Raw genomic sequence first — 25,082 nt, 5'->3', positions numbered from 1 at the left:
ACCTGCCGAATGGAACAAGTGGACACAAACCACTCCCCCGAACCCGTGCCTGCCTCCCCACGGGAGTTCTTCAGCAAGGCCCTGGCCGCGCGGACGAGTGCCTCAGACATCGACCTCGACGGCAGCAACGTCGCCTATTGGTGCTACGAACCGGTCACGGTGACCGCGGATACCCGGACCATACTGGTCATCCACGGTTTCCGCGGCGACCACCACGGCCTCCTCCGCGTAGTAGACCACCTGCCGGAAATGCGGGTCATCATGCCCGACCTTCCCGGCTTTGGCAGCTCGGAGCCTTTCGCCGGAGACCCCCACACTGTGGAACGCTACGGGAAGTTCATCACCGGTTTCATGGCGGCCCTTGGCCTCGGACCGGACACGGTTCTCCTGGGGCATTCCTTCGGATCCATCGTTGCCAGCCACTTCGCCGCATCGAATCCGGGCGCCATCCGTCCGCTGATCCTGGTCAATCCGATCGCCGCTCCCGCGTTGGCGGGGCCCAAGGGGCTCATGACCAAGCTGGCAGTCCTGTACTACCAGGTCTCCGCCAAGCTCCCCCGCCGGCTGGGACTCGCCGTCCTGCGCAGCCGCCTGATTGTCCGTGTCATGAGCGCAGCGATGGCCAAGACCCGGGACAAGGAACTCCGGGGCTTTGTCCATGGCCAGCATGATGCGTACTTCTCGGCGTTCGCCGACCGCGCGAGCCTCCTGGAGTCCTTCCGGGCTTCGGTCTCCAGCCATGTGTCCGAGGTCGCCGGGCAGCTGGACCTCCCCGTTCTGCTGGTGGCCGGCGAAAAAGACGAGATCGCCCTGCTCCGGGACCAGCACAAGCTGCTGGACCTGTTGCCGGACGGCGCGCTGGAAGTGATTCCCGACGTCGGGCATTTGATCCACTACGAGACGCCGGCGCCCGCCGCCGCCGCCATCCGCAGCTTCCTGGAGGAACACCCCGCGTGAAAATCGTCATAGATGCCCGCTTTACCCGCACGGACCATCATGACGGGATCAGCCGCTACGGATCGAGCCTCATAGCAGCGACGTCCAAGATAGCCGACGTCACGATGCTCATCAGCGACAAGCGCCAGTTGGCACTCCTCCCGGATGTCCCCTACGTTCACATCAGCAGCCCGCTCTCCCCCCGCGAACTGTTCGTGGCGCGCGCGGTCAACAAGATCGGGGCCGATGTTGTGGTTTGCCCCATGCAGACCATGGGAACCTGGGGCCGCAAGTACGGGCTCGTCCTGACCCTGCACGACCTCATCTACTATGAACACCCCGCCCCTCCCGGCTTCCTTCCGGCGCCCGTACGTCTCCTTTGGCGGCTGTACCACAAGGCCTACTGGCCACAGCGATTGCTTCTCAACAGGGCCGACATCGTCGCGACCATCAGCCACACCACCGAGTCGCTCATGGCCAAGTTCAATTTGACCCGCCGCCCGGTCCGCATCGTGGGCAACGCACCGCAGCCGGGCCAGAAGCCACGCGATCCCGCAGCCGGCGCCGAGAAATCCCTGCTCTACATGGGCTCGTTCATGCCCTACAAAAATGTGGAAACCATGATCCAGGGCATGGCCGGATTGCCCGGATTCACGCTGCACCTTCTCAGCAGGATCACCCCCCAGCGCCGGGCCGAGCTCGAGCCCCTGGTCCCGCCGGGTGCGAAGGTCGAGTTCCACAACGGCGTGACGGACGCCGAATACGACTCCCTCCTGCTCCGGGCCACCGCGCTTGTCAGCTTGTCCAAGGCGGAAGGCTACGGGCTTCCCCTGGTCGAGGCGATGGCACTTGGCACTCCCGTGATCGCCAGCGACACCCCCATCTTCCGGGAGGTAGGCGGGGACGCCGTGAGCTATGTGCACGCCGAATCGCCCGAGGAATTTGCCGCGGCGGTCAAGGCCCTTGAAGACGGCGAATTGTGGCAGGTGCGCTCACGCCGCTCTGTGGAACGTGCGGCTGATTTCAATTGGGACGAGTCGGCGCGCCAGCTTCTGGCCGTGGCCGAAGAGATCGTTGCGATGCGCAGCCGCAAGCGGCGCTAGAGGACATCGACGCCGTCGAGCCGCAACTGCACCGGTCCCGACGTGCGCTTGGCCGCACTGGCAGCTTTGACTGCACGCATGGAACGGGTGGCAACAGCTGCTTGGGCATAAGGGATGAAGAAGAGCGTCCGGACGTCCGGATCGCCCTCTTGTTCTGCTCCGCGCTTGGTGGACAGTGTGAGGGAGACCGGCGCGGGGCCAGCGGTGCGGAGCTTGATGGCTTCGGCAAGGCTTTCGGTGAAGTGCACGACGTCGGCCCGCTTGCCCGTCACGGACGCGATCCGCACGGAGGGCGGCAACTGGAGTTCCTGCCGCAGCGCGAGCTCACGGGAGGCATATCCGGCAGGATCCCAGCGCAACAGGGCACCGGTCGCCGTGGCGTCGTCCGCGGTGATGACGACGAGCCCGCCCTCATGCGCGGGCCGCACGAGGGCTGCCGCATTGAACCATCGCCGCACGGTGTCCTCACCGGCGCGCAGGTTCTCCCGGCGCAGGAGCGAATTGCCATCCAGGAGCAGCGCGGCCGCGTAGCCGCCGCTGGCGATCGGCTCGGCCCCCACGGTGGCCACCACCAGTGCATGGGCATCCGACACCGTGGCCTTGACCTGGTCTCCCGACGACGTCACGACGGCCTTGCCGGGAAAAGCCCTGCCCAGTTCTTCCGCGGTCCGCAGCACACCCGCGGCACCCCTGCGAAGTCGGACTCCGCCGCAATGCCGGCAGCGCCACTCCGGGGCCGGGGTGGAGCACCAGCGGCACTGCGGCAAGGCCGATTGTCCGGCTATGGCAAGGGGTCCCTGGCAGTTGTTGCACCGGGCGGACTCGCGGCAATCCTCGCACACAAGGGATGGGGCATAGCCGGCCCGGGCCACCTGCACCAGGACAGGTCCCCGTTCCAGGCCCTCCTTGGCGGCCCGCCAGGCCGCGCCGGGCAAACGTGCAACCCTGGCGAGAGGGTCGCGCTCCTGCTCGAAGCTGTCAGCTGTATTGAGCACCCGGGGCGTGCTGGAGCGGACCACCGGCCGGGGAGCCTCCACCGGAACGGCCCAACCGCCCTCAACAAGCCGCTGAAGTTCGGTACTGCGGCTATGCGCGGCCATGAGGCAAGCAGCCGCTTCCTGTTCTGCACGCAAGAGCAGGACTTCCCTGGTGTGCGCGTACGGAGCGCGCTGGTCAATGTGCAGGTCGTCGCCGTCGTCCCAGCACACCACGAGTCCCAGGTCCTGCACGGGGGCGTAGGCGGCGGAGCGAGTGCCGACCGCAACCTTCGCGGCGCCGCTGAGGACCCGAAGGTAACTACGGTACCGCGGTGTCTGGCCGTCGTCGGCAGTCAACCGCGCGACGTCGCCCGGCGGCAGGACAGTGCGCAGGGCAGCTTCCATGCGGTCGAGGTCACGGTAGTCGGGCACGACGACGACGGCGCCGCGCCCGGAGGAGCGGACGGCTGCCACCGCGGACGCCACAAGCTCAGGCCAGCCAGCTGTGCCGAAACCCTGCGTCGCAGTCAGGACCGCGCGGGGTGAGCCGCCCCCGGCGAGGTGTTGCAAGTACGGTGCGCCGTTGGCGTAGGAAGCCCAGGCGGCGTGGGCCCGCGACGTGGAGACCTCGGCAGCCGCATTGTCTTCCTCCCGCCCATCCAGCAGGGAATCTCCTGAGAGGAACAACTTCTCCAGCCGCGCGACGCGGGGAGGAATGGCGGTGCGGAGGACATCGCTGAGGGTCCCGGCATAGCGGGCCGCGATACTCGAGGCAAGCTCCAGCAACGCCGGCGTCAGCACCGGGACGGCCGAGACCACCTTGAGAAGCGGAGTCAGGGCATGTCCGGCTTCCGAGGATTCCGTGCGCTCCAGGACGTAGCCGTTGAGTTCCTGGCCGCTGAAGCGGACTTTGACCCGGACGCCTGCCAGGGCGGTGTCCTCCAACTCGGCCGGGACGCTGTAGTCAAAGGGCCTGTCCAGATGCGGCACGGAGGATTCGATCAGGACCCGTGCCACCGGATTGCTTGAGGCAAGGGGCGGCCCCACGGCGTCGCTCCCGCGGGAAGGGAAGCCTTGCAACAACGACGGCTGATGGGACGGCGAAGGCAAGGCAAGGCCAAACGGAAGCAATGAACCATCGCCCATGTTGTCACCTCCCTGGAGTGCCGGATGCCTTGGTCCAATCCAAGCAGGTACCACCGACAATGTCCGGGATGACCCCCGGATTCCGGCCGGCACCGACTGTCACGGGCAAGCCGGTTCAGGCGTTGAAGAATTCCTTCAGCTCGTCCACGCGGTCCAGGCGTTCCCATGTGAAGTCGGGCTCTTCGCGGCCGAAGTGCCCATGCGCCGCCGTCTTGGCGTAGATGGGCCGCTTGAGGTCGAGGGCGTCGATGATGGCGCGCGGACGGAGGTCGAAGATCTCGGCAATCGCTTCGCTGATCTTGGCCGGGTCCACAGTCTCAGTACCGAAGGTCTCCACGTAGGTGCCCACCGGACGCGCCTGGCCGATGGCGTAGGCGATCTGGATTTCGGCCCTCTTGGCCAAACCAGCGGCCACGACGTTCTTCGCTACCCAGCGCATCGCGTAGGCCGCCGAACGGTCCACCTTGGACGGGTCCTTGCCGGAGAAGGCGCCGCCGCCGTGGCGGGCCATGCCGCCGTAGGTGTCGACGATGATCTTGCGGCCGGTCAGCCCGGCGTCGCCGACGGGCCCGCCGATGACGAAGGCACCGGCAGGGTTCAGGATATTCGCTACGTGGGAGATGTCCAGGTTGGCCGCAGCCAGGACGGGATCGATGACGTGGGAGGCAAGATCGGCGCGCAAGCGATCCAGGTGGGTCCCTTCGGCGTGCTGGCTGGAAATCACCACCGTTTCAACGGAAACCGGACGGTCGCGGTCGTATCCGACCGTCACCTGGGTCTTGCCGTCAGGGCGCAAGTAGGCCAGCTCGCCGCTCTTGCGGACTTCGGTGAGACGCTCGGAGAGCCGGTGGGCGAGCCAAATGGGCGTCGGCATGTACGAGGGTGTCTCATCGCTCGCGTAGCCGAACATGATGCCCTGGTCACCGGCGCCCTGGAGGTCGTAGTCGTCCTCCTGGCGGCCTTCGCGGGCTTCGAGCGAATTGAAGACGCCGCCGGCGATGTCGTTGGACTGCTGTCCGATGGAGACAGACACGCCGCACCGTGCGCCGTCGAAGCCGTTGGCGGACGAGTCGTAACCGATTCCGAGGATGGTCTCGCGGACGATCTGCGGGATTTCAACATACGCGTCCGTGGTGACTTCACCGGCTACGTGCACCAAGCCGGTGGTCGCCATGGTTTCAACGGCCACGCGCGACTCGGGGTCTGCCGCCAGGAGCGCGTCGAGGATGGCGTCGCTGATCTGGTCGCAGATCTTGTCCGGGTGCCCTTCCGTGACCGACTCTGAGGTGAAGAGCCGGAGCTTGGACGGGGTGCCGTGGGATTCATGGTGCAGCGGTAAAGTCACTCGACTACCTTACTCGGTTGGGGGCGACCGGCTTCCGCCGTATGTCCCTGTGCTAAGGATGGACCAGCTGCGGAATGAGTGTCACCCGATGGCTAGGGGGCCGGGTGTACGCGGCTCAGTTCAGTGCTGATGCGGTCAATAACAGCGGCGGCGACGTCGGATTTGGAACCCGCCGCCGATTGCGGCGCCGCGCCATGGCCGGAGAGAATGATCACAGAATTCTGGTCTTGGCCAAACACGCGCCCGACGCCGACCTGGTTGACCACCAAAAGGTCGCAGCCTTTGCGTTTGAGCTTGGCAGTGGCGTGCTCCAGGACGTTCCCGTCCTCGTCCCCGGTTTCGGCCGCAAACCCGACGATCAACTGCGTGGATGCCTCGGCGTCGCGGCGCACCACCAGCTCATGAAGGATGTCCGGGTTCTGCACGAGGCGCACCACGGGGGCGTCGTCGCCGGTGACCTTCTTGATTTTCGTGTCCGAAACCTCGGCCGGGCGGAAGTCTGCGACTGCTGCGGCCATGATCACGACGTCGGAGCCGGCGGCGGCTTCCAGCGCGGCGTCACGGAGCTCCAATGCGGATTCAACCTGGATCAGTTCGACCCCGGCCGGCGCCTGGACATCCATGTGGGCAGCGAGGAACCGGACATGGGCGCCTGCGGCAAGGGCCGCGGCGGCCAGCGCAACGCCCTGCTTGCCTGAAGACCTGTTCCCCAGGAAACGGACCGGATCAAGGGCTTCCCTGGTGCCTCCGGCAGAAACGGTGATGGTGCGCCCGGCGAGGGGTTTCGGGGCCGCCATCAGGGTTGCGGGTGCGGAGGCGTCGAGCAGAGCCACCGCGGCTGCGAAGATCGCTTCCGGTTCGGGCAGCCTGCCCGGCCCGGAGTCCACGCCCGTCAGCCGGCCCACAGCGGGTTCCAGGACAGTGATGCCCCGGCTGCGCAACGTTTCCACATTCGCCTGGGTGGCCTGGTTCTGCCACATTTCGGTGTGCATCGCGGGGGCGAAAAGTACCGGGCCATGGGCCATGAGGAGCGTGTTGGTGAGCAAGTCCCCCGCTTGGCCGGTTGCTGCCTTGGCCAGCAGGTCGGCAGTTGCCGGGGCCACCACGATGAGGTCCGCCTCATGGCCGAGACGGACGTGGTTGACCTTCTCCACGTCGTCGAAGACGCTGTTGCTCACCGGATTGCCCGAGAGCGCCTCCCAGGTGGCCACGCCGACAAAGCGGGTGGCGGCCTCCGTGGGAATGACCGTCACGTTGTGTCCGGCTTCAGTAAAAAGCCGGAGGAGCGATGCAACCTTGTAGGCTGCGATCCCTCCCCCGACTCCGAGGACTATGCGCACGTGACCTCCGTCAACAGGCAGTCTGTTTACTCTGCGGGCTCGATGGGAGTGGAAACCAGCAGGCCTTCGTTGATCTCGCGCAAGGCGATGGAAAGCGACTTTTCGTTCAGCTTCGTGTCGACCAGCGGGCCAACGTACTCGAAGAGGCCCTCGTGGAGCTGTGCGTAGTAGGCGTTGATCTGGCGCGCGCGCTTGGCGCCGAAAATCACCAGGCCGTACTTCGAATCGGCAGCAGCAAGCAGCGAATCGATCGGCGGGTTGATGATGCCTTCAAGGTTCGTGGACACGAAATCTCCAAATTCTAACGGGCTGACAAGTGCTAGCGCTTAGCGCTGGTGCGGGGTAAGCCCCATGAGTGAAACAAGCTCGTCCGCTGCCCGGCGTACGTCGTCATTGATGACGGTGTGGTCAAACTCCGGTTCAGCGGCAAGTTCCAGTTTAGCGGTTTCCAGCCGCCGCTGCTGTTCCTCCGGGGTTTCGGTGCCGCGCCCTACCAGGCGGCGCACCATTTCGTCCCAGCTGGGCGGAGCCAGGAACACGAAGTTGGCGTCCGGAACTGCCGCCTTGACCTGGCGGGCGCCCTGCAAATCGATCTCCAACAGCACGGACCTGCCTTCGGCGATGGCCGCGTCCACGGTGCTGCGCAGCGTGCCGTAACGGTTTTTACCATGGACGACCGCCCACTCAAGCAATTGCCCGGCGTCAACGAGTGCGTCGAATTCCTCGGCGGACTTGAAGTAGTAGTGGACACCATCCTGCTCCCCCGGCCGTGGCGCACGGGTGGTGGCTGAAACCGACAGCCAGACTTCGGGGTAATTGTCCCGGATATACGTGGATACTGTTCCCTTGCCAACGGCAGTGGGGCCTGCGAGGACAGTCAGTCCCGGATTCTTGCTCACATCGTCCTTCGTGGAGATTCTATATACGCCGCATTTGTTAAACGCTGTATTCGCTTAAACGCTGTATTTGTCTTCCATAAAATCTATCAGCGACCGGGACTGGTGAATTCCCAGGCCCCGGAGCCTGCGCGAAGGGGCGATACCGATTTCCGCCATGATGGCCGCGGCCCGGACCGGACCAATGCCGGGAACAGCCTCGATGAGCTCGGAAACGCGCATGCGGGCGATTGCCTCGTCGGTTTGTGCCGACTTGATCAACCCCGCAAAGCCGAGTTCGCCGGTCCTGAGCTGTTCCTTTGCGAGAGCCCGCCGTGCCCGGGCTCTCGCTGCCTTCTCCAAGGCATCGGAACGTTCCTCTGGCGACAATGCCTTTAAGGTCACTGACACATCCCCCTTTGGCCGGCATCGAGTGCGTTGCGGATTTGGACTGATCCCGAAGCTATCGCGTGGTCGCTACGGAGCGCAATGCATTGGACCAACCAAGATCGGGCTCAGCCTTCCAGCAGTCCGTCGCGCGTGGCCTCAGTGGCGGAGCGCAGTCCGGCAATCGCAGGACCGGCGGCGAGGATTCCACGGCTCGACGTCGCCAGGACCGCCGGGTATGCCGCGCCGAAAGTGGCACGCAGATCCGCCGGAGTTGCCCCCTGCGCGCCCAGTCCGGGTGCCAGGATGGGCCCGTGGACGGCGTCGAGGTCCAGCCCGAGTTCCGTGAGGGCGCCGCCGATCGTGGCACCGACCACAAGACCGACGGACCCCATGGCACCGGAATAGCGACGGTTTTCCTCGGCCGCGGCCTCGGCGATCCGCCGCGCGACCGATTCCGAGCCGCCTACGTGCTGCACGGACTTGCCCTCGGGGTTGGACGTCAGGGCGAGCACGAAGACACCGCGGCCGGACTCGGCTGCGAGGTCGAGTGCCGGTCGCAGCGACTCGAAGCCGAGGTACGGGCTCAGCGTGACCGAGTCTGCCGCCAAGGCGGAACCATCCCGTAGCCAGGCGTCGGCGTAGGCAGCCATCGTGGAACCGATGTCTCCGCGTTTGGCGTCGGCGATGCTCAGCACTCCGGCGTCGGCTGCGACCGCAAGGGTCCGTTCCAAAACCGCCATGCCGGCGGAGCCGTGGCGCTCATAGAGCGCCACCTGCGGCTTGACCGCGGCAGCGAGCGTCGCCACGGCCTCCACGACCGTGAGCGAAAAGCGTTCCAGGCCTGCGACGTCGTCGTTCAATCCCCAGTCCGCCAAGAGCCCCGGGTGCGGGTCAATGCCGACGCACAAGGGGCCACGGGCGGCCATCGCGGCCGCCAGGCGGGAACCGAACGGCTGTGGTCCCGAGCTAAGAACAGCCTGCTGCGCGGCTGCGGCGGACTCAGGCATTGACGGCCTCGGCTGCCGCGGCCTGGGAAGCTGACAGCGCAGCGGCGTGCTCCTGCAGGCTCGTCACCGACCACTCGTAAGTGCGCAGCGCCTCGATGGCCTGCACCGCGGCGTTGAACTCCGCAACCGTGGTGATGCAGGGGATGCCGATGGACGTAGCGGCTGCACGGAGTTCGTAGCCGTCGCTGCGGGCTTCGCCCCCGGAAGGCGTGTTGAAGACCATGTCGATTTCGCCGGCGATGATGAGGTCCGCGATGGTCCCCTCGCCTTCGGCGCTGCTGCCTTCGGCGACCTTGCGGACCGGGGTGGCCTGGATGCCGTTGCGGCGCAGGACATCCGCGGTGCCGCCCGTGGAGACAATCTCGAAGCCGAGATCGGACAGGCGCTTGACGCCCATGATCACCGAACGCTTGTCGCGGTTGGCGACAGAGACAAAGATCTTCCCTTCGGTGGGCAGCGCGTTGTTGGCAGCGGCCTGGCTCTTCGCGAATGCGGTGTCGAAGTGCTTGTCGATGCCCATGACCTCACCGGTGGAACGCATTTCCGGGCCGAGCAGCGAGTCCACTACCTTGCCTTCCGGCGTGCGGAAACGGCTGAACGGCAGCACGGCTTCCTTCACCGCGACGGGAGCGTCGAGCGGCAGGGTTGAACCGTCGCCCGTTTCCGGCAGCATCTTGTAGGCGCTGCGCAGCTGGTTGATGGTGACGCCGGTGCCGATCAGGGCCGCAGCCTTGGCCATCTGCACGCCCGTTGCCTTGGAGACGAACGGAACCGTGCGGGAAGCGCGCGGGTTGGCCTCGAGCACGTAGAGCACGTCGGAGGCCAGCGCGAACTGGATGTTGATGAGCCCACGGACGCCTACGCCTTCAGCGATGGCCCTCGTGGCCGTGCGGACGCGCTCGATCACGTTGCTGCCGAGGGTGATCGGAGGCAGGACGCACGCGGAGTCACCGGAGTGGATGCCGGCTTCCTCGATGTGCTCCATGATGCCGCCGAGGTACATGTCCGTGCCGTCGAAGAGCGCGTCGACGTCGATTTCGACGGCGTCCTCGAGGAAGCGGTCGATCAGCACTGGGTGGTCCGGGGTGATTTCCGTGGCGTTGGCGATGTAGCGCGAGAGGTTGGCTTCGTCGTAGACGATCTCCATGCCGCGGCCGCCCAGCACGTAGGACGGGCGGACGAGGACCGGGTAGCCGATCTCGTCGGCGATCTTCTTGGCGTCCTCGAAGGACACGGCGGTGCCGTTCTTCGGGGCGATCAGGCCCGCCTGGTCGAGCACGCGGGAGAACATGCCGCGGTGTTCGGCGAGGTCGATCGCTTCCGGGGAGGTGCCAAGGATCGGCACGCCGGCGTCTGCCAGCTGCTGTGCGAGCTTGAGCGGGGTCTGGCCGCCGAGCTGCACGAACACGCCCATGACGCCGCCCGTGCGCTCCTCGGCCGCGATGACTTCGAGGACGTCCTCGAGAGTCAACGGTTCGAAGTACAGGCGGGTGGAGACGTCGTAGTCCGTGGAGACGGTTTCCGGGTTGCAGTTGACCATGACGGTCTCGTAGCCGGCCTTGCGCAACGCCATGGAGGCGTGGACGCACGAGTAGTCGAACTCGATGCCCTGGCCGATGCGGTTGGGGCCCGAGCCCAGGATGATGACGGACGGCTTGGAGTGCAGGCCGACCTCGTCCTCCTCGTCATACGAGGAATAGTGGTACGGGGTGTACGCGGCGAATTCGGCGGCACAGGTGTCCACCGTCTTGTAGACCGGGCGGATGCCCAGGGCCTGCCGGACGCCGCGGACAACGGCCTCCGGGTTGTGCGTCAAGGCGCCGATCTGCTCATCAGAGAAGCCGTGGCGCTTGGCGTTGCGGAGCATGTCCTCCGTCAGGGCGCCGGCCTTGCGGATCTCGTGGGACATTTCGTTGAGCAGCTGCAGCTGGTCCAGGAACCACGGATCGATCTTGGTGGCGGCGTAGAGGTCCTCGACCGAAGCACCGCCGAGCAGGGCGCGCTGGACCTGGTGGAGGCGGTCCGTCGTCGGGCGCTTGGACTTCTCGATGAGCTCCGGAACTTCCCACTCGGGCACGTGGCTGAAGTCCAGCTGCGAACCCTTCTGCTCAAGCGAGCGGAGGGCCTTCTGCAGAGCCTCGGTGAAGTTGCGGCCCATCGCCATGGCTTCGCCGACGGACTTCATGGTGGTGGTCAGCGTGTTGTCCGCGGCAGGGAACTTCTCGAACGCGAAGCGGGGAACCTTCACGACGACGTAGTCGAGCGTCGGCTCGAACGAAGCAGGGGTTTGCTGCGTGATGTCGTTGGGGATCTCGTCCAGCGTGTAGCCCAAGGAGAGCTTGGTGGCGATCTTGGCGATCGCGAAGCCGGTGGCCTTGGAGGCCAGCGCCGAGGAACGCGAAACACGCGGGTTCATTTCGATGACGACGACGCGCCCCGTGTCCGGTTCGATGGCGAACTGGATGTTGCAGCCACCGGTGTCGACGCCGACTTCGCGGATGACGGCGATGGAGATGTCGCGCAGCCGCTGGTACTCGCGGTCAGTCAGGGTCAGGGCCGGGGCAACCGTGATCGAGTCGCCCGTGTGGACACCCACCGGATCGAAGTTCTCGATGGAGCAGACAACAACGACGTTGTCGTTCTTGTCGCGCATCATTTCCAGCTCGTACTCTTTCCAGCCGAGGATGCTCTCTTCCAGCAGGACCTCGGACGTGGGGCTGTACTGCAGGCCCTGGCCCACGATGCGGCGCAGGTCGTCCTCGTTGTACGCCAGGCCCGAGCCCAGGCCGCCCATGGTGAAGGACGGTCGGACAACCATCGGGTAGCCGAGGTCTTCCGCCGCAGTCAGTGCTTCGTCCATGGTGTGGATGATGTGGCTGCGGGCCGATTCGGCGCCGCAGCGTTCCACGACGCCCTTGAACTTTTCACGGTCCTCGCCGAGTTCGATCGCGGGAATGTTGGCACCGATGAGTTCGACGTTGTACTTCTCGAGCACGCCGTTCTTGTCGAGGGCGATGGCCGTGTTGAGGGCCGTCTGTCCACCCAGCGTGGGCAGGACGGCGTCCGGGCGCTCCTTGGCGATGATCTTTTCGACCACCTCGGGAGTGATGGGCTCGACGTACGTGGCATCGGCGAACTCGGGGTCCGTCATGATGGTGGCCGGGTTGGAGTTCACGAGGATGACGCGCAGGCCCTCCTCTTTGAGCACCCGCAGTGCCTGGGTGCCGGAGTAGTCGAATTCGGCCGCCTGGCCGATGACGATCGGGCCGGAACCGATAACGAGGACGCTCTTGAGATCTGTACGCTTTGGCATTACTTGGTGTCCTCGTTCTTCGCGGAGTTCGATGTCTGAGTGTCGGCGGCCTGCGCGGCGGCCTGGCCGTTCTTCGTGCTCTCCATCAGATCGATGAAGCGGTCGAAGAGGTAGGCGGCGTCGTGCGGTCCGGCTGCGGCTTCGGGGTGGTACTGGACGGAGAAGGCCGGGATGTCGAGGCAGGCGAGTCCTTCGACGACGTCGTCGTTGAGGCTCACGTGGCTGACCTCGACGCGTCCGAAGCGCTCCTCGGGGGCCATGGTGGCGCCGTCCATGGGAGCGTCGACGGCGAAGCCGTGGTTCTGGGACGTGATTTCGACCTTGCCGGTGCGGCGGTCCATCACCGGCTGGTTGATCCCGCGGTGGCCGTACTTGAGCTTGTACGTGCCGAATCCGAGGGCCCGGCCCAGGATCTGGTTGCCGAAGCAGATTCCGAAGTACGGCATCTTCTCATCCAGCACGGCGCGGAGCAGCTTCACCTGGGCGTCCGCGGTGGCGGGGTCGCCGGGGCCGTTGGACATGAAGAAGCCGTCAGGGTTGACTGCCTTGACGTCTTCCAGCGTTGCGGTGGCCGGCAGGACGTGCACGCGTACGCCGCGTTCGGCGAAGCGGACCGGGGTCATCGCCTTGATGCCAAGGTCGATCGCGGCGATGCTGAACTTCGGCTCGCCGTCCCAGCCATGGTCCGCGGGCTCGACGACGTATGCCTCGTCGATGCTCACTTCTTCGGCCAGGCGGGCACCTTCCATGGGCGCGCTGGCCAGGACGGTGTCCAGGAGCTCCTTGTCGGTGGCCTTGGCCGCTTCGCCGGAGAAGATCCCGGCGCGCATGGTCTTGTGCTCGCGCAGGTGCCGGGTGATGGCGCGGGTGTCCACGGCCTGGATGCCGACAATGCCCTGTTCGACGAGTTCCGCGTCGAGGCTGCGCTCCGAACGCCAGTTCGAGGGGCGGCGCGCGGCGTCGCGGACAACGTAGCCGGCCACCCAGATGCGGCGGGACTCGGCGTCTTCCTTGTTCACGCCGGTGTTACCGATGTGCGGAGCCGTCTGGACCACGAGCTGCCGGGCGTAGGAGGGATCCGTGATGGTTTCCTGGTATCCGGTCATGCCGGTGGCGAAGACCGCCTCGCCCAGGGCCACGCCGGTGGCGCCGTAGCTCCGGCCGCGGAACGTGCGGCCGTCTTCGAGGACCAGCACTGCCGCGGAGGACTCTGCTGGATTGGTATTGCCTGTCACTGCGTTGGTGTCCGTCACTTTGTTACTTTCCACTATCGGCATCTGCCTGGGGGGCTGCAGAGATCAATTCTTGAAGTGCTTCGAGGAGCGGTTGCTTGTCGGCGGCGCGCCTGGTCCTGAATCCGGTATCGAGTTCGTGTTCGCCGAGCATCCAGCTCAAGACCACGAGTCCGTCCTTCTCCACGAACTTGCCGGCCATGCCGTCGGCGCTGCCGCAATCGGTCACGGCCTCCGCCGGAACGAACAATGGTGCTGTCCCCTTCCGGTCGAAGAGGACGCCTTCCGGGTGGACGCTCACTTCCGCGTTGCCGCGGAAGCCAAGTCCGTGGACGGCGACCCGGTCGAGCCAGTCTCCCGCCGTCGTCGTGGCCACATACTGGCCTTCAGCCACGATGCCGGCCGGGCTGAGCCTCTCCGGCACGTCCGGAAGCTGCCCGAGGCCGGCCTGCCGCTTGAGCCTGCCGCGCCAACCTATCGCGATGAGTCCGGCCGCAACCGCGGCAAGGACCACGACGAGGAGCAGGGAAGCAAGTTTGTTGTCCATCAGTTGCTGCTGCCGGCGCCGGCCGGCTCCGCTGCATGGCGGTACGGCGTGTTGAGCTTGCCGTCCAGTACGGTCGGGTGGCCCTTGAAGAACGTGGCGACGACGGCGCCCGGCAGCTCCCTGCCCGCAAACGGTGAGTTCCGGCCCATGGTGGCCATCTTATGCGGATCCACTGTCCACCGGGCAGCCGGGTCCACGAGGATGACGTTCGCGGGCTCACCGGCTTCGAGCGGACGCCCCTGATCTGCCACGCGTCCGATGGCCGCGGGCACCGTGGACGTGACGCGGGCGAAGTCGGCCCAGGTCATGAGCCCGGTTTCGATCATGGTTTCCTGGACGACCGACAAGGCAGTCTCCAGTCCCGTCATGCCCATTGCCGCCTGGGCCCACTCGCACTCCTTGTGCTCGCTTGGGTGCGGGGCGTGGTCCGTGCCGACGACGTCGATGGTGCCGTCCGCGAGCCCGGCACGGAGCGCCTGGACATCCGCGTCGGTGCGCAGGGGCGGGTTGACTTTGTAGACGGGGTCGTAGCTGCGAACCAATTCGTCAGTGAGCAACAAGTGGTGGGGCGTGACCTCCGCCGTGACGTTGATCCCGCGTTCCTTGGCCCAACGGACGATCTCCACTGAGCCGGCGGTGGACACGTGGCAGACGTGCAGGCGGGAGCCCACGTGCTGGGCCAAAAGGACGTCCCGGGCGATGATGCTCTCCTCGGCGACCGCGGGCCAACCGGCCAGCCCGAGGACGGCGGAGACGGTGCCCTCGTTCATCTGGGCTCCCGCGGTGAGGCGGGGTTCCTGGGCGTGCTGGGCCACGACGCCGTCGAACGCTTTGACGTACTCCAGGGCGCGGCGCATCAGCACGGGATCGTGGACGCAAATGCCGTCGTCGGAGAAGACGCGGACCTGGGCGCGGGAGTCCGCCATGGCGCCGAGCTCGGCAAGCTGCTCACCGGCGAGCCCTACCGTGACCGCGCCGACCGGACGCACATCCACCCAACCGGAGGCGCGGCCCAGGCTGTGGACCTGCTCGACGACGCCGGCGGTGTCAGCCACCGGGTTGCTGTTGGCCATGGCGTGGACCGCGGTGTAGCCGCCAAGGGCCGCGGCGCGGGTACCCGTTTCGACGGTTTCCGCGTCTTCGCGCCCAGGCTCACGCAAGTGGGTGTGGATGTCGACCATGCCGGGAAGCGCCACGAGGCCGGCGGCCTCGATCACAGTGGCTCCTTCGGCGGAAAGGCCGATGCCGCGCCCGGCGATGACGCCATCGCGGATCAGCAGGTCCTCGGCGTCGCCACCCAGGATGGCCGCACCGCGGATCACGTAGGTCCCTGTTGCGGTTTCGGTCATCAGTTGCTCTCCTTATCGGAACGGGCGGTGCCCGGCATGGGGGCGGCTTCACGGGAATCCCCCGAGAGCAGCAGGTACAGTGCGGCCATCCGGACCGACACGCCGTTCCGGACCTGGGCAAGGACGGTGGAACGCGGCGAATCGGCGGCGGCAGAAGAAATCTCCAGCCCCCGGTTCATGGGGCCGGGGTGCATGATGATGGTGTCCTTGAGCCCGAGATCGTCGAGGGCACGCAGGCGGGCATCGTCGAAGCCCCAGCGTCGCGAATACTCGCGGGTGGAGGGGAAGAAGGACGCGTTCATGCGCTCTCCCTGGACGCGCAGCATCATCATGGCGTCCACTCCGGCCTCGAGGGTCTCATCGAGGTTGTAACTGACCTTGCAAGGCCAGTGTTCGACGCCGATCGGCAGCAACGTGGGCGGTGCCACGAGCGTCACTTCCGCGCCGAGGGTGCGCAGGAGCCACACATTGGAGCGGGCGACGCGGGAGTGCAGGACGTCGCCCGCGATGGCGACGCGCATGCCCGTGAGGTCCGCGCCAGTGGATGACGAACCGTGCAACCTGGACCAGTGGCGGCGCATCGTGAACGCGTCCAGGAGGGCCTGCGTGGGGTGTTCGTGGGTGCCGTCGCCGGCGTTGATGACGGCTGCGTCGATCCAGTCGGTGGAAGCCAAGCGGTGCGGAGCCCCGGAAGCCCAGTGGCGGATGACCACAGCATCGGCACCCATGGCCGCGAGGGTCTGCGCGGTGTCCTTGAGGGACTCGCCTTTCGACACCGAGGAACCCTTGGCAGCGAAGTTGATGACGTCGGCGGAGAGCCGCTTGGCCGCGGCCTCGAAGGATATGCGGGTGCGGGTGGAGTCTTCGAAGAAGAGGTTGACCACGGTGCGGCCGCGCAGGGCGGGCAGCTTCTTGACTTCCCGGTCCCCTACGGCCGCCATCTCTTCGGCGGTGTCAAGGATCCGGATGGCGTCCGCAGCGCCCAGGTTCTCGGTGGAGAGCAGGTGCTTCATGCGCCTGCCTCGATCACTACTTCATTGATGGGCAGGCCGTCCACGGAATCGAATTCTTCGAGGTGGACCCGGACCTTTTCCGAGGAGGACGTCGGCAGGTTCTTGCCGACATGGTCGGCGCGGATCGGCAGTTCGCGGTGCCCGCGGTCCACGAGGACGGCCAGGCGGACGATGCGCGGCCTGCCGAGGTCGATGATCGCGTCGAGGGCTGCCCGGATGGTGCGGCCCGAGTACAGGACGTCATCGATGAGGACAACAACCTTGTTGTCGATTCCGGACAACGGCAGCTTGGTGGGGTACGGGGGCCTGGCGGGCTGATGGGATAGATCGTCACGGAACATGGTGACGTCCAGCTGACCGACAATCGCGGAAGCGTTCACGGATGGATCGGCGGCGGCGATTTTGCCAGCCAGCCTCACGGCCAACGGATAGCCGCGGCGTGGGATGCCCAAAAGAACCAGATCCTGGGAACCCTTGTTGGCTTCGAGGATCTCGTGGGCGATACGAGTGAGCGCACGGTCGATGTCAGCGTGGTTGAGAACAACCCGGGACGGCACCGGCGCAGTGACTTCAGTCATCGCTCGTCTCCCCTTTCCCCGCCTCACTGGACGGAATTAAAAAAGGAACATTTGCTCTTCAAAATTACCACAGCGGCAACACCCGGCTGCCCAGGGTCTCTTGAGTTCAGCCCAACTGACTGGCAGCAGATGTCGTTATGAAGGCTCATAACGACCTCAAGTGCCAGTCAGTTGGGCTGATCTTCCAATGCCGCCTAAGCGAGCAGTGACGGCTTCAGCGTCTGCAACCGGCCGAGGAGGCCGTTGATAAACGCAGGAGATTCGTCGGTGGACATGACCTTGGCCAAGGCAACGGCTTCGCTGACGGCCACGCCGTCCGGGACGTCGTCGTTGTAGAGGAGCTCCCACGCGCCGATCCGCAGGATGATGCGGTCGACCGCGGGCATCCGCTCCAAGGTCCAGCCCTGGGCGTAGGTCTGCAGGAACTCGTCGATGGTGGGCTGCATGGCAACCACGCCTTCCACGATGTCCATCGTGTACGGGTTGACGACGAGGTCGGTCATTTCCCGGCGGGCCTTCAAGACCTCGAAAGCGGAGGCGGAACGCTGCTCCGCCTCGAACAGTACTTCGAGGGCCCTGTTACGGGCCTTACCACGGGCGCTCACTAGTCGCTGACCCGGCCAAGGTAGCTGCCGTCGCGGGTGTCGACCTTGACCTTGGTGTTGTTCTCAACAAACAGGGGCACCTGGATCTCGTAGCCGGTCTCGAGGGTAGCCGGCTTGGTTCCAGCCGAGGAGCGGTCGCCCTGGAGGCCCGGCTCGGTGTAGGTGATTTCGAGGACGACGCTCGGGGGCAGTTCGATGTAAAGCGGAGTGCCCTCGTGGATGGCGATGTTGACCATCTGGTTTTCCAGCATGAAGTTGGTGGCGTCGCCTACCGTGGCACCGGAGACCGTGATCTGGTCGAAGTCCTGGGTGTCCATGAACACGAAGTCCGCGCCGTCCTGGTACAGGTACTGGTAGTCGCGGCGGTCGACCGTGGCGGTTTCGATCTTGAGGCCGGCGTTGAAGGTCTTGTCGACCACCTTGCCCGACATGACGTTGCGCATCTTCGTGCGCACGAACGCGCCGCCCTTGCCCGGCTTGACGTGCTGGAACTCAATGATGTTCCAGAGCTGGCCCTCGAGCTTCAGCACGGTTCCGTTCTTGATGTCATTTGTGGTTGCCACTAGTATCCTCTGGTTTCTCTCACTGGTTCTAGCTACGCCTCTGGCTTCCAGCCCGACTATGCCAAGCAGGCATGCCTTGACGGCCGCCAGCGCGTATTTATCAAAAATCCAAAGTCCATTCTACCGGCAAAATGCGTCACGCCTTCCGCGCCCTTGTCAGGAGGCGAGCTCGAGGACGTTCCGGGCGCGTTGGAGGGCCACAGCCGAGGAGTAGATCAAGGAAGCGTCAGCCGCCAGGGCGACACGCAGGTCCAGGGCCTTGGTGAACGACTCCGCCGCGGCGACGTGATTGCCCGCCACAAAATAGGCGCGCCCCAGATACTGATGGACCACCGGTTCCTCGGCGGTTCCGTGGACTTCGCCCAGTAGCCGGCGGAAGAGTTCCACGGCGCGGTCGAAGCGGTTGGTGGCGCGGTGCAGTTCGGCTTCGAAGATCCGCAACTTGAACGACTCGGGATCGCTGTAGCGCGCCTCCGCCAACAATTCGGCGGCCTCTCCCGGGTGGCCTTCGAGCATGAGCGCCATGACGCGGTCAGCGGGGTCGCTGGACTCAGCCAGTGCCGACTGCATGACTTCCTCGTTGACGATGGCCGGCAGGAGCGTGTCCGGATTGGTCCGCACTCCTGGAAATCCTCCCGTGGGCCAGTCACTGATAGTGCTGAAGGTCTCGGTGGTCATGATGCGATTTCCTGGTAGGCAGCGAAGAGCAACGAAGTGTCCGGAACGTCGAGGATTCCGGGTTTGGCCACGCCGTCGAGCACGACGAAGCGCAGGAGGTCTCCGCGGGATTTCTTGTCGCGGCGCATGCCGTCGAGCAGGCCTTGCCAGCGGTCCCGGCGGTAGGTGACCGGCAAGCCGAGTCCCTCCAGGATGGTGCGGTGCCTGTCGGCGTCGACGTCGGAAAGCCGGCCGACGCTGCGGGCGAGCTCAGCGGCGAACATCATGCCGACCGAAACCGCTGCACCGTGGCGCCATGAGTAGCGTTCCACGAGTTCGATCGCGTGGCCGAGCGTGTGCCCGTAATTGAGGATTTCACGCAGCCCGGATTCCTTGAGGTCTTCGGAAACCACTTTCGCCTTGACCGCGATGGCGCGTTCGATAAGCTCGCGGAGCACCGCCGAGCCCGGATCGGTGACTTCCTCCGGCTTGTTTTCGACCAGTTCCAGGATGGCGGGATCGGCAATGAAGCCGCACTTGATGACCTCTGCCATTCCGGAGACCAACTCATTCCTGGGCAACGTCTGGAGCGTGTCCAGGTCCGCAAGGACAGCTGCGGGCGGATGGAAGGAACCCACCAGGTTCTTGCCTTCAGCCGTGTTGATGCCCGTCTTGCCGCCAACCGACGCGTCCACCATGCCGAGAAGGCTCGTGGGAATGTGGATGACCTTGACGCCTCGCAGCCAGGTGGCGGCGACGAATCCGGCGAGGTCGGTGACCGCGCCGCCGCCGACCGCCACGATCGCGTCGGAGCGGGTGAAGTCGTTCTGGCCCAGCACTTGCCAGCAGAACGCGGCAACCTGGATGTGCTTGCCTTCTTCGGCATCGGGGATCTCGGCGGTGAGGGCGGTGAACCCGGCAGCCTCGAGTTCGGCCCGGACCGCATCGCCCGTGAGGCGCAAGGCACGAGGGTGGATCACGAGAACCCGCCTGACGCGCTCTCCCAGCTTCGCGGGAAGGGTCTCCAAGAGGCCGCGCCCGACGACGACGTCGTAGTTCTCGTTGGCGGACTGGCCAGTGACCTTGATGACAGTTGCTTCGTTGCTCACTTTTGCACTTCCTCTTTCAAGGCCGCGTATTCACGCAGTCTTTCCTCCACGTGGAGGGCGATTTCCGCAACGGTTCCGGACCGGACGTCGACGGTGATGTCTGCAAGGCGTTCATAGACAGGACGCCGGGCGGCGAAGAGGGCATCCCATCGGGCCATGGCGTCGCCGGCCAGGAGTGGCCGGCCTGTATTGCGGGCAATGCGCTCAGCGACTGTCTCCGCGTCGCACTCAAGGTAGATCACGGTGCAGCCGCCCAGCAGTTGTTGCGTGCCGGAATCGAGCACTGCGCCTCCACCCAGCGAAACCACCGCGCCGTCGATGTTCGCAGCTTCAACGGCACGTGCCACCGTCCTGGCCTCGATTTCCCGGAAAGCATGTTCTCCACGGCCGGCGAAAATATCCGCGATCGTACCGTGGTGCTCGACGATGACGGAGTCCGTGTCAACGAAGGGCACGCCCAATTGTTGGGCGAGCTGCTGGCCGATGACCGACTTGCCGACGGCCATTGGCCCCACCAAAGCGATCGCGCGCCCGTAAGCGGCGCCCGGACTACAGCGGGCCACTAGTGGCCAACCGAGTCCAGGGTTGCCGGGATGCTGTCCAGGTAACCCCGAAGGTTCCGGGCGGTCTCGGCGACCGAATCACCGCCGAACTTCTCGGCGACTGCCTCGGCCAGCACAAGCGCGACCATGGCCTCGGCAACGACACCCGCCGCGGGAACGGCACAGACGTCGGAGCGTTGGTGGTGGGCCTTGGCGGCCTCGCCCGTGCTGACGTCGATGGTCTTCAACGCACGCGGGACGGTGGCGATGGGTTTCATGGCGGCGCGCACACGCAGGACCTCGCCGATGCTCATGCCACCCTCGATGCCACCGGCACGGTTGGTCTTGCGGACGATCCGGCCGGTCTCGTCCTTGACGATTTCATCGTGGGCCGCGGAGCCGCGGCGGGCCGCTGTCAGGAAGCCATCGCCGACTTCGACGCCCTTGATCGCCTGGATACCCATCAGGGCAGCAGCAAGGCGCGAGTCGAGGCGACGGTCCCAGTGCACGTAGCTTCCGAGCCCCGGCGGAAGCCCGTAGGCCAGGACCTCGACGACACCGCCGAGGGTCTCGCCTTCCTTGTGTGCCGCGTCAACCTCGGCCACCATCGCGTCGGAGGTCTCCCGATCGAAGCAACGCAAAGGATCGGCATCGAGGGCCAGGACGTCGGACGGCACGGGCAGCGGGCGACCCTCGGGCACGGTCACGCTCGCGATGGAAACGGTGTGGCTCACCAGCTCGATGCCAAGCTGCTTCAGGAATTGCGAGGCCACGGTACCCAGGGCAACGCGGGTGGCGGTTTCCCGGGCACTGGCGCGTTCCAAGACAGGCCGGGCCTCGGGGAATCCGTACTTCTGCATGCCCGTGAAATCCGCATGGCCGGGACGCGGCCGTGTCAAAGGCGCATTGCGGGCCTGGTCCGCGAGGAGCGCGGGGTCCACGGGGTCGGCAGACATGATCTGCTCCCATTTGGGCCATTCGGTGTTGCCGATCTGGATCGCGACGGGGCCCCCCTGCGTCACGCCGTGCCTGACGCCGCCAAGGATGCTCACTTCGTCCTGCTCGAACTTCATCCGGGCGCCGCGGCCATAGCCGAGCCGGCGACGCGCCAAGGCGTCGCGTATTTCCTCGCTGGTGAGTTCTACACCGGCGGGGACGCCTTCAACAATTCCGAGCAGTGCCGGGCCATGGGATTCACCGGCAGTCAACCAACGCAACATATATCCAATCCTGCCATGTAAGGCCCTTACTAGACCCGCCGGGGAAGCCCGACTGAGTCACACATCACATCTATGACATCGGCGGTGACGTCGGCTCCGGAAAACAAGCGGATTTGCTCCACGGCTTGGTAGAGCAACATCTCCAGCCCCGGAACCACTACCCCACCCCGGGAATGCCACGCTTCGGCGATGCGGCTGGGCCACGGATCGTAGGCGACATCCAGAAGCACACCCCAGGCATCGCCGGGAAACTTGTCATCGCCGGGAAGCCTGCCGCTGTCGGGAAGCCTGCCGCTGTCGGGAAGCTGTTCGAGCTGCGTTGCGATCCCGTCTGCCGCCCGGGGCGGCAGCGTGGAGATCACCAGGTCGAGTCCGGCCATGCCTTCGGCAGCTTCAGCCAGCGGCCGGAGGTGAATGGAAAGCCCGACGGCGGCCGCCGCGGCTTTCGCCTCGGCGGCCCGTCCGGCGTCGCGCACGAAGACGTCAACGTGTTTCGAACCGAGCTCCCGGAGTGCCGCAATGGCCGCCGCGGATGTCCCGCCTCCGCCAAGGATCGCGGAATCCGGCTGCTCTGTGACTCCTGCGTTCCTGACGGCGTCAACGATGCCGGCCACATCCGTGTTGTGACCGATCCGCCGCACGCCCTGGCCGGTGGCTTCAAACGCGACCGTGTTGATGACGCCCAATTGCGCCCCCGCCCCCCGGACCTCGTCGACTTCTTCCACCATGGCGGTCTTGAGGGGCATCGTGACCGACAAACCGCACCAGTCGTCCCCTGCCTGGAGGGCCGCCATGAAGGCCGGGAGCCGCTCAACGGTGACGTCGATCGCCGAGTATTCGATGTCGAGCCCAAGCTTCGCGTAGGCCGCGCGGTGGAGCGCCGGTGACTTCGAGTGACCGATAGGGTGCCCCAGGACGGCGGCACGTCTACTCACACGCACCGTCCCGCGTTGGCTGCACACCACGCGTTGTATTGGTCAACGTACTTGAGGTGTTCCGCCAAAGTGCTGGAGAACTTGGTTTCCTTGGTGTCCAGGTTGATGGTCACCCAGTAAAGGTAGTTGTTGGCTGTCGGCTTGGCGGCGGCATCGATCGCCGTCTTGCCGGGTGAACCAATGGGACCCACCGGAAGGCCTACGTTGGCGTAGGTGTTGTACGGGTTGCTCTTGTCGGCCTTCTGGGCATCGGTCAGGTGGAAGGTCTTGGTACCCAGGCCATAGGTAACCGTGGCGTCCGACTGGATGAGGCCGTTCGTCTCGGTGTTGCCCGGTTTGAGCCTGTTGTAGATGGCGCCGGCCACGTTGCCATAATCGGCTTGGCCGCCTTCAGCCTGCACGATGCTGGCCACTGTGATGGTCTGGTACTGCTTGACCGGATCCGTGACACCCTGGGCCTTGAGCTCATCGGTTGTCGACGTGACGAGCTTCTGCAGGATGTCCTTGGCAGAGGTTCCAAGGGGGAAGCGGTACTCCCCCGGTGCCAGGAAGCCCTCCAGGTTCTTCGCCTGGGCGGGGAGGCCAAACTGGCCCGGCGAGTCGCTGAGCGCCTTCAGGTCGGACAACGGGATGCCCGAGCCCTTGGAGATCGCGTCAAGTGATTCACCGATCCGCAATCCCGCACTGAGCGCGAAATACATGACCTTGGAAGTGTCCTTGCCGATGAGCACGTTCACCGCATCGGAGTTCTTCATTTCCGTCCGGAAGGTGAAATCACCGGGTGAGAGTTCACCCCCGGCAGCAGTGAAGGCCGCCACGAACGTATCGGCGTCGGCAATGACGTGCTGGCTCTGAAGGTTTGTGGCGACCAGTTTGGGGCCGGAACCCGGCGCTACAGTGATGGTCACCGAGCCGGTACCCGGGCCGGGGTAGTCGCTGACCTTGTCCATCCCGAGCAATGGCTTCAGGAACTGCGCCCCAACGGCGACCGCCGTGACGAAGACCGTGAGCGTGAGCAGGAGAGCAACAAGGCGGCGGCGCCTGCGGACCTTCTTCGAGCGGGCCTTCGGCACAGGAGTCGCAGCCGCCATGAGGTCATGGGCAGGGTGCTCATCGTGGACCTCGTAAGCCAACTCGGGATCGTGGTGCTCAAGACCCTCTTCATGGGCAGGCAGCTCGTGGAACTCGTCAGCGTGCGCGACATCGTAGCCGGCAGCGTCGTCGTGCTCCATGGCGTCAGGGTGCACCATGTCGTAGTGGGCAGCGTCGAACGGCTGCGCTGGGTCTTCGTGCTGCAGTGGGTCTTCGTGCTGCAGGAAGCCTGCATCCGAAGCATCGTGCTGCAGTGGGTCTTCGTGCTGCAGGAAGCCTGCATCCGAAGCATCGTGCTGCTGCACGTCCTTGTCCGCTTGAACCGGTTCGCCGTGCGCAGCCGCGCTTTCGGAAGCAGCGCCTTGGTTGGGAACACCGTGGCCGCGGAGGCCGGCGGCATGGGTGGTCGCTTCAGGGGCCGCCGGCCCGTAGTCCGGGACATATGCAGGCTGCGGCTTCGGAACCTCGGCAGGCTCAAAGTGGACAGGCACTGGTGGTGGCAGAACCTCCTGGTTCTGCGTCTCCAGGAAGCGTTCCCTGGCACGGATTTCACGACGAGTCAGAGGCCGGGTACGGTCTTCTGCTGCGTCGTTGGAGGGGTCGTTGTTGACCGGGCTCACAGTTGTCTTCCCCTCGTTGGAGAGTGTGGATCAATGCCGGAGGCCGGAAGCGGCGCACTGGCACCGTCAATGTGTTGGGGTGGCATCGGCGCCTGCACGCGCCTGCCCACATCCGCACCTCTGGCTTTTTGCATGTCGATCGCGTGCTGCAGAATTCCGGCAGCGGCAACCTGATCCACCACTTTACGATGATCTTTGCTGCTCATGCCAGCTTCATGGAGATTGCGGTGGGCCGTCACGGTGCTGAGCCGCTCGTCCACCATGTTGACCGGAACGTCGAGCCCACGGCGCTGCAAGTGGGCTGCGAGCAACTCCGCGTAGTCGCTCGCCATGACCGCGGACGCGTGTTCCTCGCCCTTCATGGTGCGCGGCAACCCGACGAAGACCTGGACGACGCCGAGGTCCGCTACGTGCCGGACAATGACCCCGATGTCGGAATTCTTCTTGGCGTCCCGGCTCACCGTCTTGAACGGCGTCGCCAGGATTCCGTCCGGGTCGCAGATGGCGACTCCCACACGGACGGTGCCGACGTCCACCCCCAGTTTGATGCCCCGGGGGTAGTCGTCGTTGCGCGCAATGGCCTCCAAG

At 65.5% G+C, this 25,082-nt stretch carries 24 protein-coding genes; 2 read left to right on the top strand and 22 right to left on the bottom strand.

What is annotated here, in order from left to right; all coding sequences use genetic code 11:
• Positions 1 to 9 precede the first annotated feature (9 nt).
• Positions 10 to 957, top strand: a complete 948-nt coding sequence (locus OIT41_RS10675; protein ID WP_264636442.1) for an alpha/beta fold hydrolase — start codon at positions 10 to 12, stop codon at positions 955 to 957.
• Positions 954 to 2,039 carry a glycosyltransferase family 4 protein gene (locus OIT41_RS10670; protein WP_078109007.1) on the top strand — a complete coding sequence of 362 codons (1,086 nt, stop codon included), beginning with the start codon at positions 954 to 956 and terminating at the stop codon, positions 2,037 to 2,039. The genes OIT41_RS10675 and OIT41_RS10670 overlap by 4 nt, the downstream gene beginning before the upstream one ends.
• Here the strand turns inward: OIT41_RS10670 and OIT41_RS10665 are convergent.
• The 22 genes from OIT41_RS10665 to ruvX all read right to left on the bottom strand — a co-directional run bounded on the left by OIT41_RS10665 (position 2,036) and on the right by ruvX (position 25,081).
• Complete coding sequence (locus OIT41_RS10665; RefSeq protein ID WP_264636440.1) at positions 2,036 to 4,162, bottom strand: primosomal protein N'; 2,127 nt, start codon at positions 4,160 to 4,162, stop codon at positions 2,036 to 2,038. The genes OIT41_RS10670 and OIT41_RS10665 overlap by 4 nt on opposite strands.
• Positions 4,163 to 4,277: 115 nt before the next feature.
• Entirely contained in the window at positions 4,278 to 5,507 is a 1,230-nt protein-coding gene (gene metK, locus OIT41_RS10660) for a methionine adenosyltransferase (RefSeq protein ID WP_078109005.1), read from the bottom strand.
• A gap of 92 nt (positions 5,508 to 5,599) precedes the next feature.
• Complete coding sequence (coaBC, locus tag OIT41_RS10655) at positions 5,600 to 6,847, bottom strand: bifunctional phosphopantothenoylcysteine decarboxylase/phosphopantothenate--cysteine ligase CoaBC (RefSeq protein ID WP_264636439.1); 1,248 nt, start codon at positions 6,845 to 6,847, stop codon at positions 5,600 to 5,602.
• A 26-nt stretch (positions 6,848 to 6,873) separates the two neighbouring features.
• Positions 6,874 to 7,134, bottom strand: a complete 261-nt coding sequence (gene rpoZ, locus OIT41_RS10650) for a DNA-directed RNA polymerase subunit omega (RefSeq protein ID WP_078109003.1) — start codon at positions 7,132 to 7,134, stop codon at positions 6,874 to 6,876.
• 39 nt (positions 7,135 to 7,173) lie between these two features.
• Positions 7,174 to 7,746 carry a guanylate kinase gene (gene gmk / locus OIT41_RS10645; RefSeq protein ID WP_078109002.1) on the bottom strand — a complete coding sequence of 191 codons (573 nt, stop codon included), beginning with the start codon at positions 7,744 to 7,746 and terminating at the stop codon, positions 7,174 to 7,176.
• 54 nt (positions 7,747 to 7,800) lie between these two features.
• Positions 7,801 to 8,127 (bottom strand): integration host factor, actinobacterial type, encoded by a 327-nt coding sequence (gene mihF / locus OIT41_RS10640; protein WP_241709964.1) that lies wholly within the window; start codon positions 8,125 to 8,127, stop codon positions 7,801 to 7,803.
• A gap of 110 nt (positions 8,128 to 8,237) precedes the next feature.
• On the bottom strand, positions 8,238 to 9,119 hold the full coding sequence (gene pyrF, locus OIT41_RS10635) for an orotidine-5'-phosphate decarboxylase (protein ID WP_078109001.1): 882 nt from the start codon (positions 9,117 to 9,119) through the stop codon (positions 8,238 to 8,240).
• A complete protein-coding gene (gene carB, locus OIT41_RS10630) occupies positions 9,112 to 12,432 on the bottom strand; it encodes a carbamoyl-phosphate synthase large subunit (protein WP_264636438.1) in 3,321 nt (1,106 codons plus the stop codon). Before carB ends, pyrF begins: the two co-directional genes overlap by 8 nt.
• Positions 12,432 to 13,709, bottom strand: a complete 1,278-nt coding sequence (carA, locus tag OIT41_RS10625; protein WP_241709966.1) for a glutamine-hydrolyzing carbamoyl-phosphate synthase small subunit — start codon at positions 13,707 to 13,709, stop codon at positions 12,432 to 12,434. Before carA ends, carB begins: the two co-directional genes overlap by 1 nt.
• Positions 13,690 to 14,211 carry a hypothetical protein gene (locus OIT41_RS10620; RefSeq protein ID WP_264636437.1) on the bottom strand — a complete coding sequence of 174 codons (522 nt, stop codon included), beginning with the start codon at positions 14,209 to 14,211 and terminating at the stop codon, positions 13,690 to 13,692. The genes carA and OIT41_RS10620 overlap by 20 nt, the downstream gene beginning before the upstream one ends.
• Complete coding sequence (locus tag OIT41_RS10615; protein ID WP_078108998.1) at positions 14,211 to 15,560, bottom strand: dihydroorotase; 1,350 nt, start codon at positions 15,558 to 15,560, stop codon at positions 14,211 to 14,213. The genes OIT41_RS10620 and OIT41_RS10615 overlap by 1 nt, the downstream gene beginning before the upstream one ends.
• Positions 15,560 to 16,573: an aspartate carbamoyltransferase catalytic subunit gene (locus tag OIT41_RS10610; protein ID WP_264636436.1), complete on the bottom strand. Its 1,014-nt coding sequence runs from the start codon at positions 16,571 to 16,573 to the stop codon at positions 15,560 to 15,562. Before OIT41_RS10610 ends, OIT41_RS10615 begins: the two co-directional genes overlap by 1 nt.
• Complete coding sequence (gene pyrR, locus OIT41_RS10605; RefSeq protein ID WP_078108996.1) at positions 16,570 to 17,151, bottom strand: bifunctional pyr operon transcriptional regulator/uracil phosphoribosyltransferase PyrR; 582 nt, start codon at positions 17,149 to 17,151, stop codon at positions 16,570 to 16,572. Before pyrR ends, OIT41_RS10610 begins: the two co-directional genes overlap by 4 nt.
• A gap of 194 nt (positions 17,152 to 17,345) precedes the next feature.
• On the bottom strand, positions 17,346 to 17,756 hold the full coding sequence (gene nusB, locus OIT41_RS10600) for a transcription antitermination factor NusB (RefSeq protein ID WP_078108995.1): 411 nt from the start codon (positions 17,754 to 17,756) through the stop codon (positions 17,346 to 17,348).
• Positions 17,756 to 18,319: an elongation factor P gene (gene efp, locus OIT41_RS10595; RefSeq protein ID WP_078108994.1), complete on the bottom strand. Its 564-nt coding sequence runs from the start codon at positions 18,317 to 18,319 to the stop codon at positions 17,756 to 17,758. The genes nusB and efp overlap by 1 nt, the downstream gene beginning before the upstream one ends.
• A 156-nt stretch (positions 18,320 to 18,475) precedes the next feature.
• Positions 18,476 to 18,997 carry a tetratricopeptide repeat protein gene (locus OIT41_RS10590; protein ID WP_078108993.1) on the bottom strand — a complete coding sequence of 174 codons (522 nt, stop codon included), beginning with the start codon at positions 18,995 to 18,997 and terminating at the stop codon, positions 18,476 to 18,478.
• The gene (aroB, locus tag OIT41_RS10585; protein WP_264636435.1) at positions 18,994 to 20,085 is read right to left on the bottom strand and encodes a 3-dehydroquinate synthase; all 1,092 of its coding nucleotides are present in this window, start codon (positions 20,083 to 20,085) and stop codon (positions 18,994 to 18,996) included. Before aroB ends, OIT41_RS10590 begins: the two co-directional genes overlap by 4 nt.
• Positions 20,082 to 20,591, bottom strand: a complete 510-nt coding sequence (locus OIT41_RS10580; protein WP_078108991.1) for a shikimate kinase — start codon at positions 20,589 to 20,591, stop codon at positions 20,082 to 20,084. Before OIT41_RS10580 ends, aroB begins: the two co-directional genes overlap by 4 nt.
• Before the next feature lie 56 nt (positions 20,592 to 20,647).
• Positions 20,648 to 21,847, bottom strand: coding sequence for a chorismate synthase (gene aroC, locus OIT41_RS10575; RefSeq protein WP_078108990.1), 1,200 nt, complete (start codon positions 21,845 to 21,847; stop codon positions 20,648 to 20,650).
• A 29-nt stretch (positions 21,848 to 21,876) separates the two neighbouring features.
• Positions 21,877 to 22,782: a shikimate dehydrogenase gene (locus OIT41_RS10570; protein WP_264636434.1), complete on the bottom strand. Its 906-nt coding sequence runs from the start codon at positions 22,780 to 22,782 to the stop codon at positions 21,877 to 21,879.
• A complete protein-coding gene (mltG, locus tag OIT41_RS10565; protein ID WP_264636433.1) occupies positions 22,779 to 24,494 on the bottom strand; it encodes an endolytic transglycosylase MltG in 1,716 nt (571 codons plus the stop codon). The genes OIT41_RS10570 and mltG overlap by 4 nt, the downstream gene beginning before the upstream one ends.
• A complete protein-coding gene (ruvX, locus tag OIT41_RS10560; protein WP_264636432.1) occupies positions 24,491 to 25,081 on the bottom strand; it encodes a Holliday junction resolvase RuvX in 591 nt (196 codons plus the stop codon). The genes mltG and ruvX overlap by 4 nt, the downstream gene beginning before the upstream one ends.
• Between the last annotated feature and the right edge of the window lies 1 nt (position 25,082).

This window comes from Arthrobacter sp. YA7-1 (genome assembly GCF_025960325.1).
In the GTDB taxonomy this organism is placed as follows: Bacteria; Actinomycetota; Actinomycetes; order Actinomycetales; family Micrococcaceae; genus Arthrobacter; species Arthrobacter bambusae_A.
This window is presented reverse-complemented; position numbering and strand designations above follow the sequence as displayed.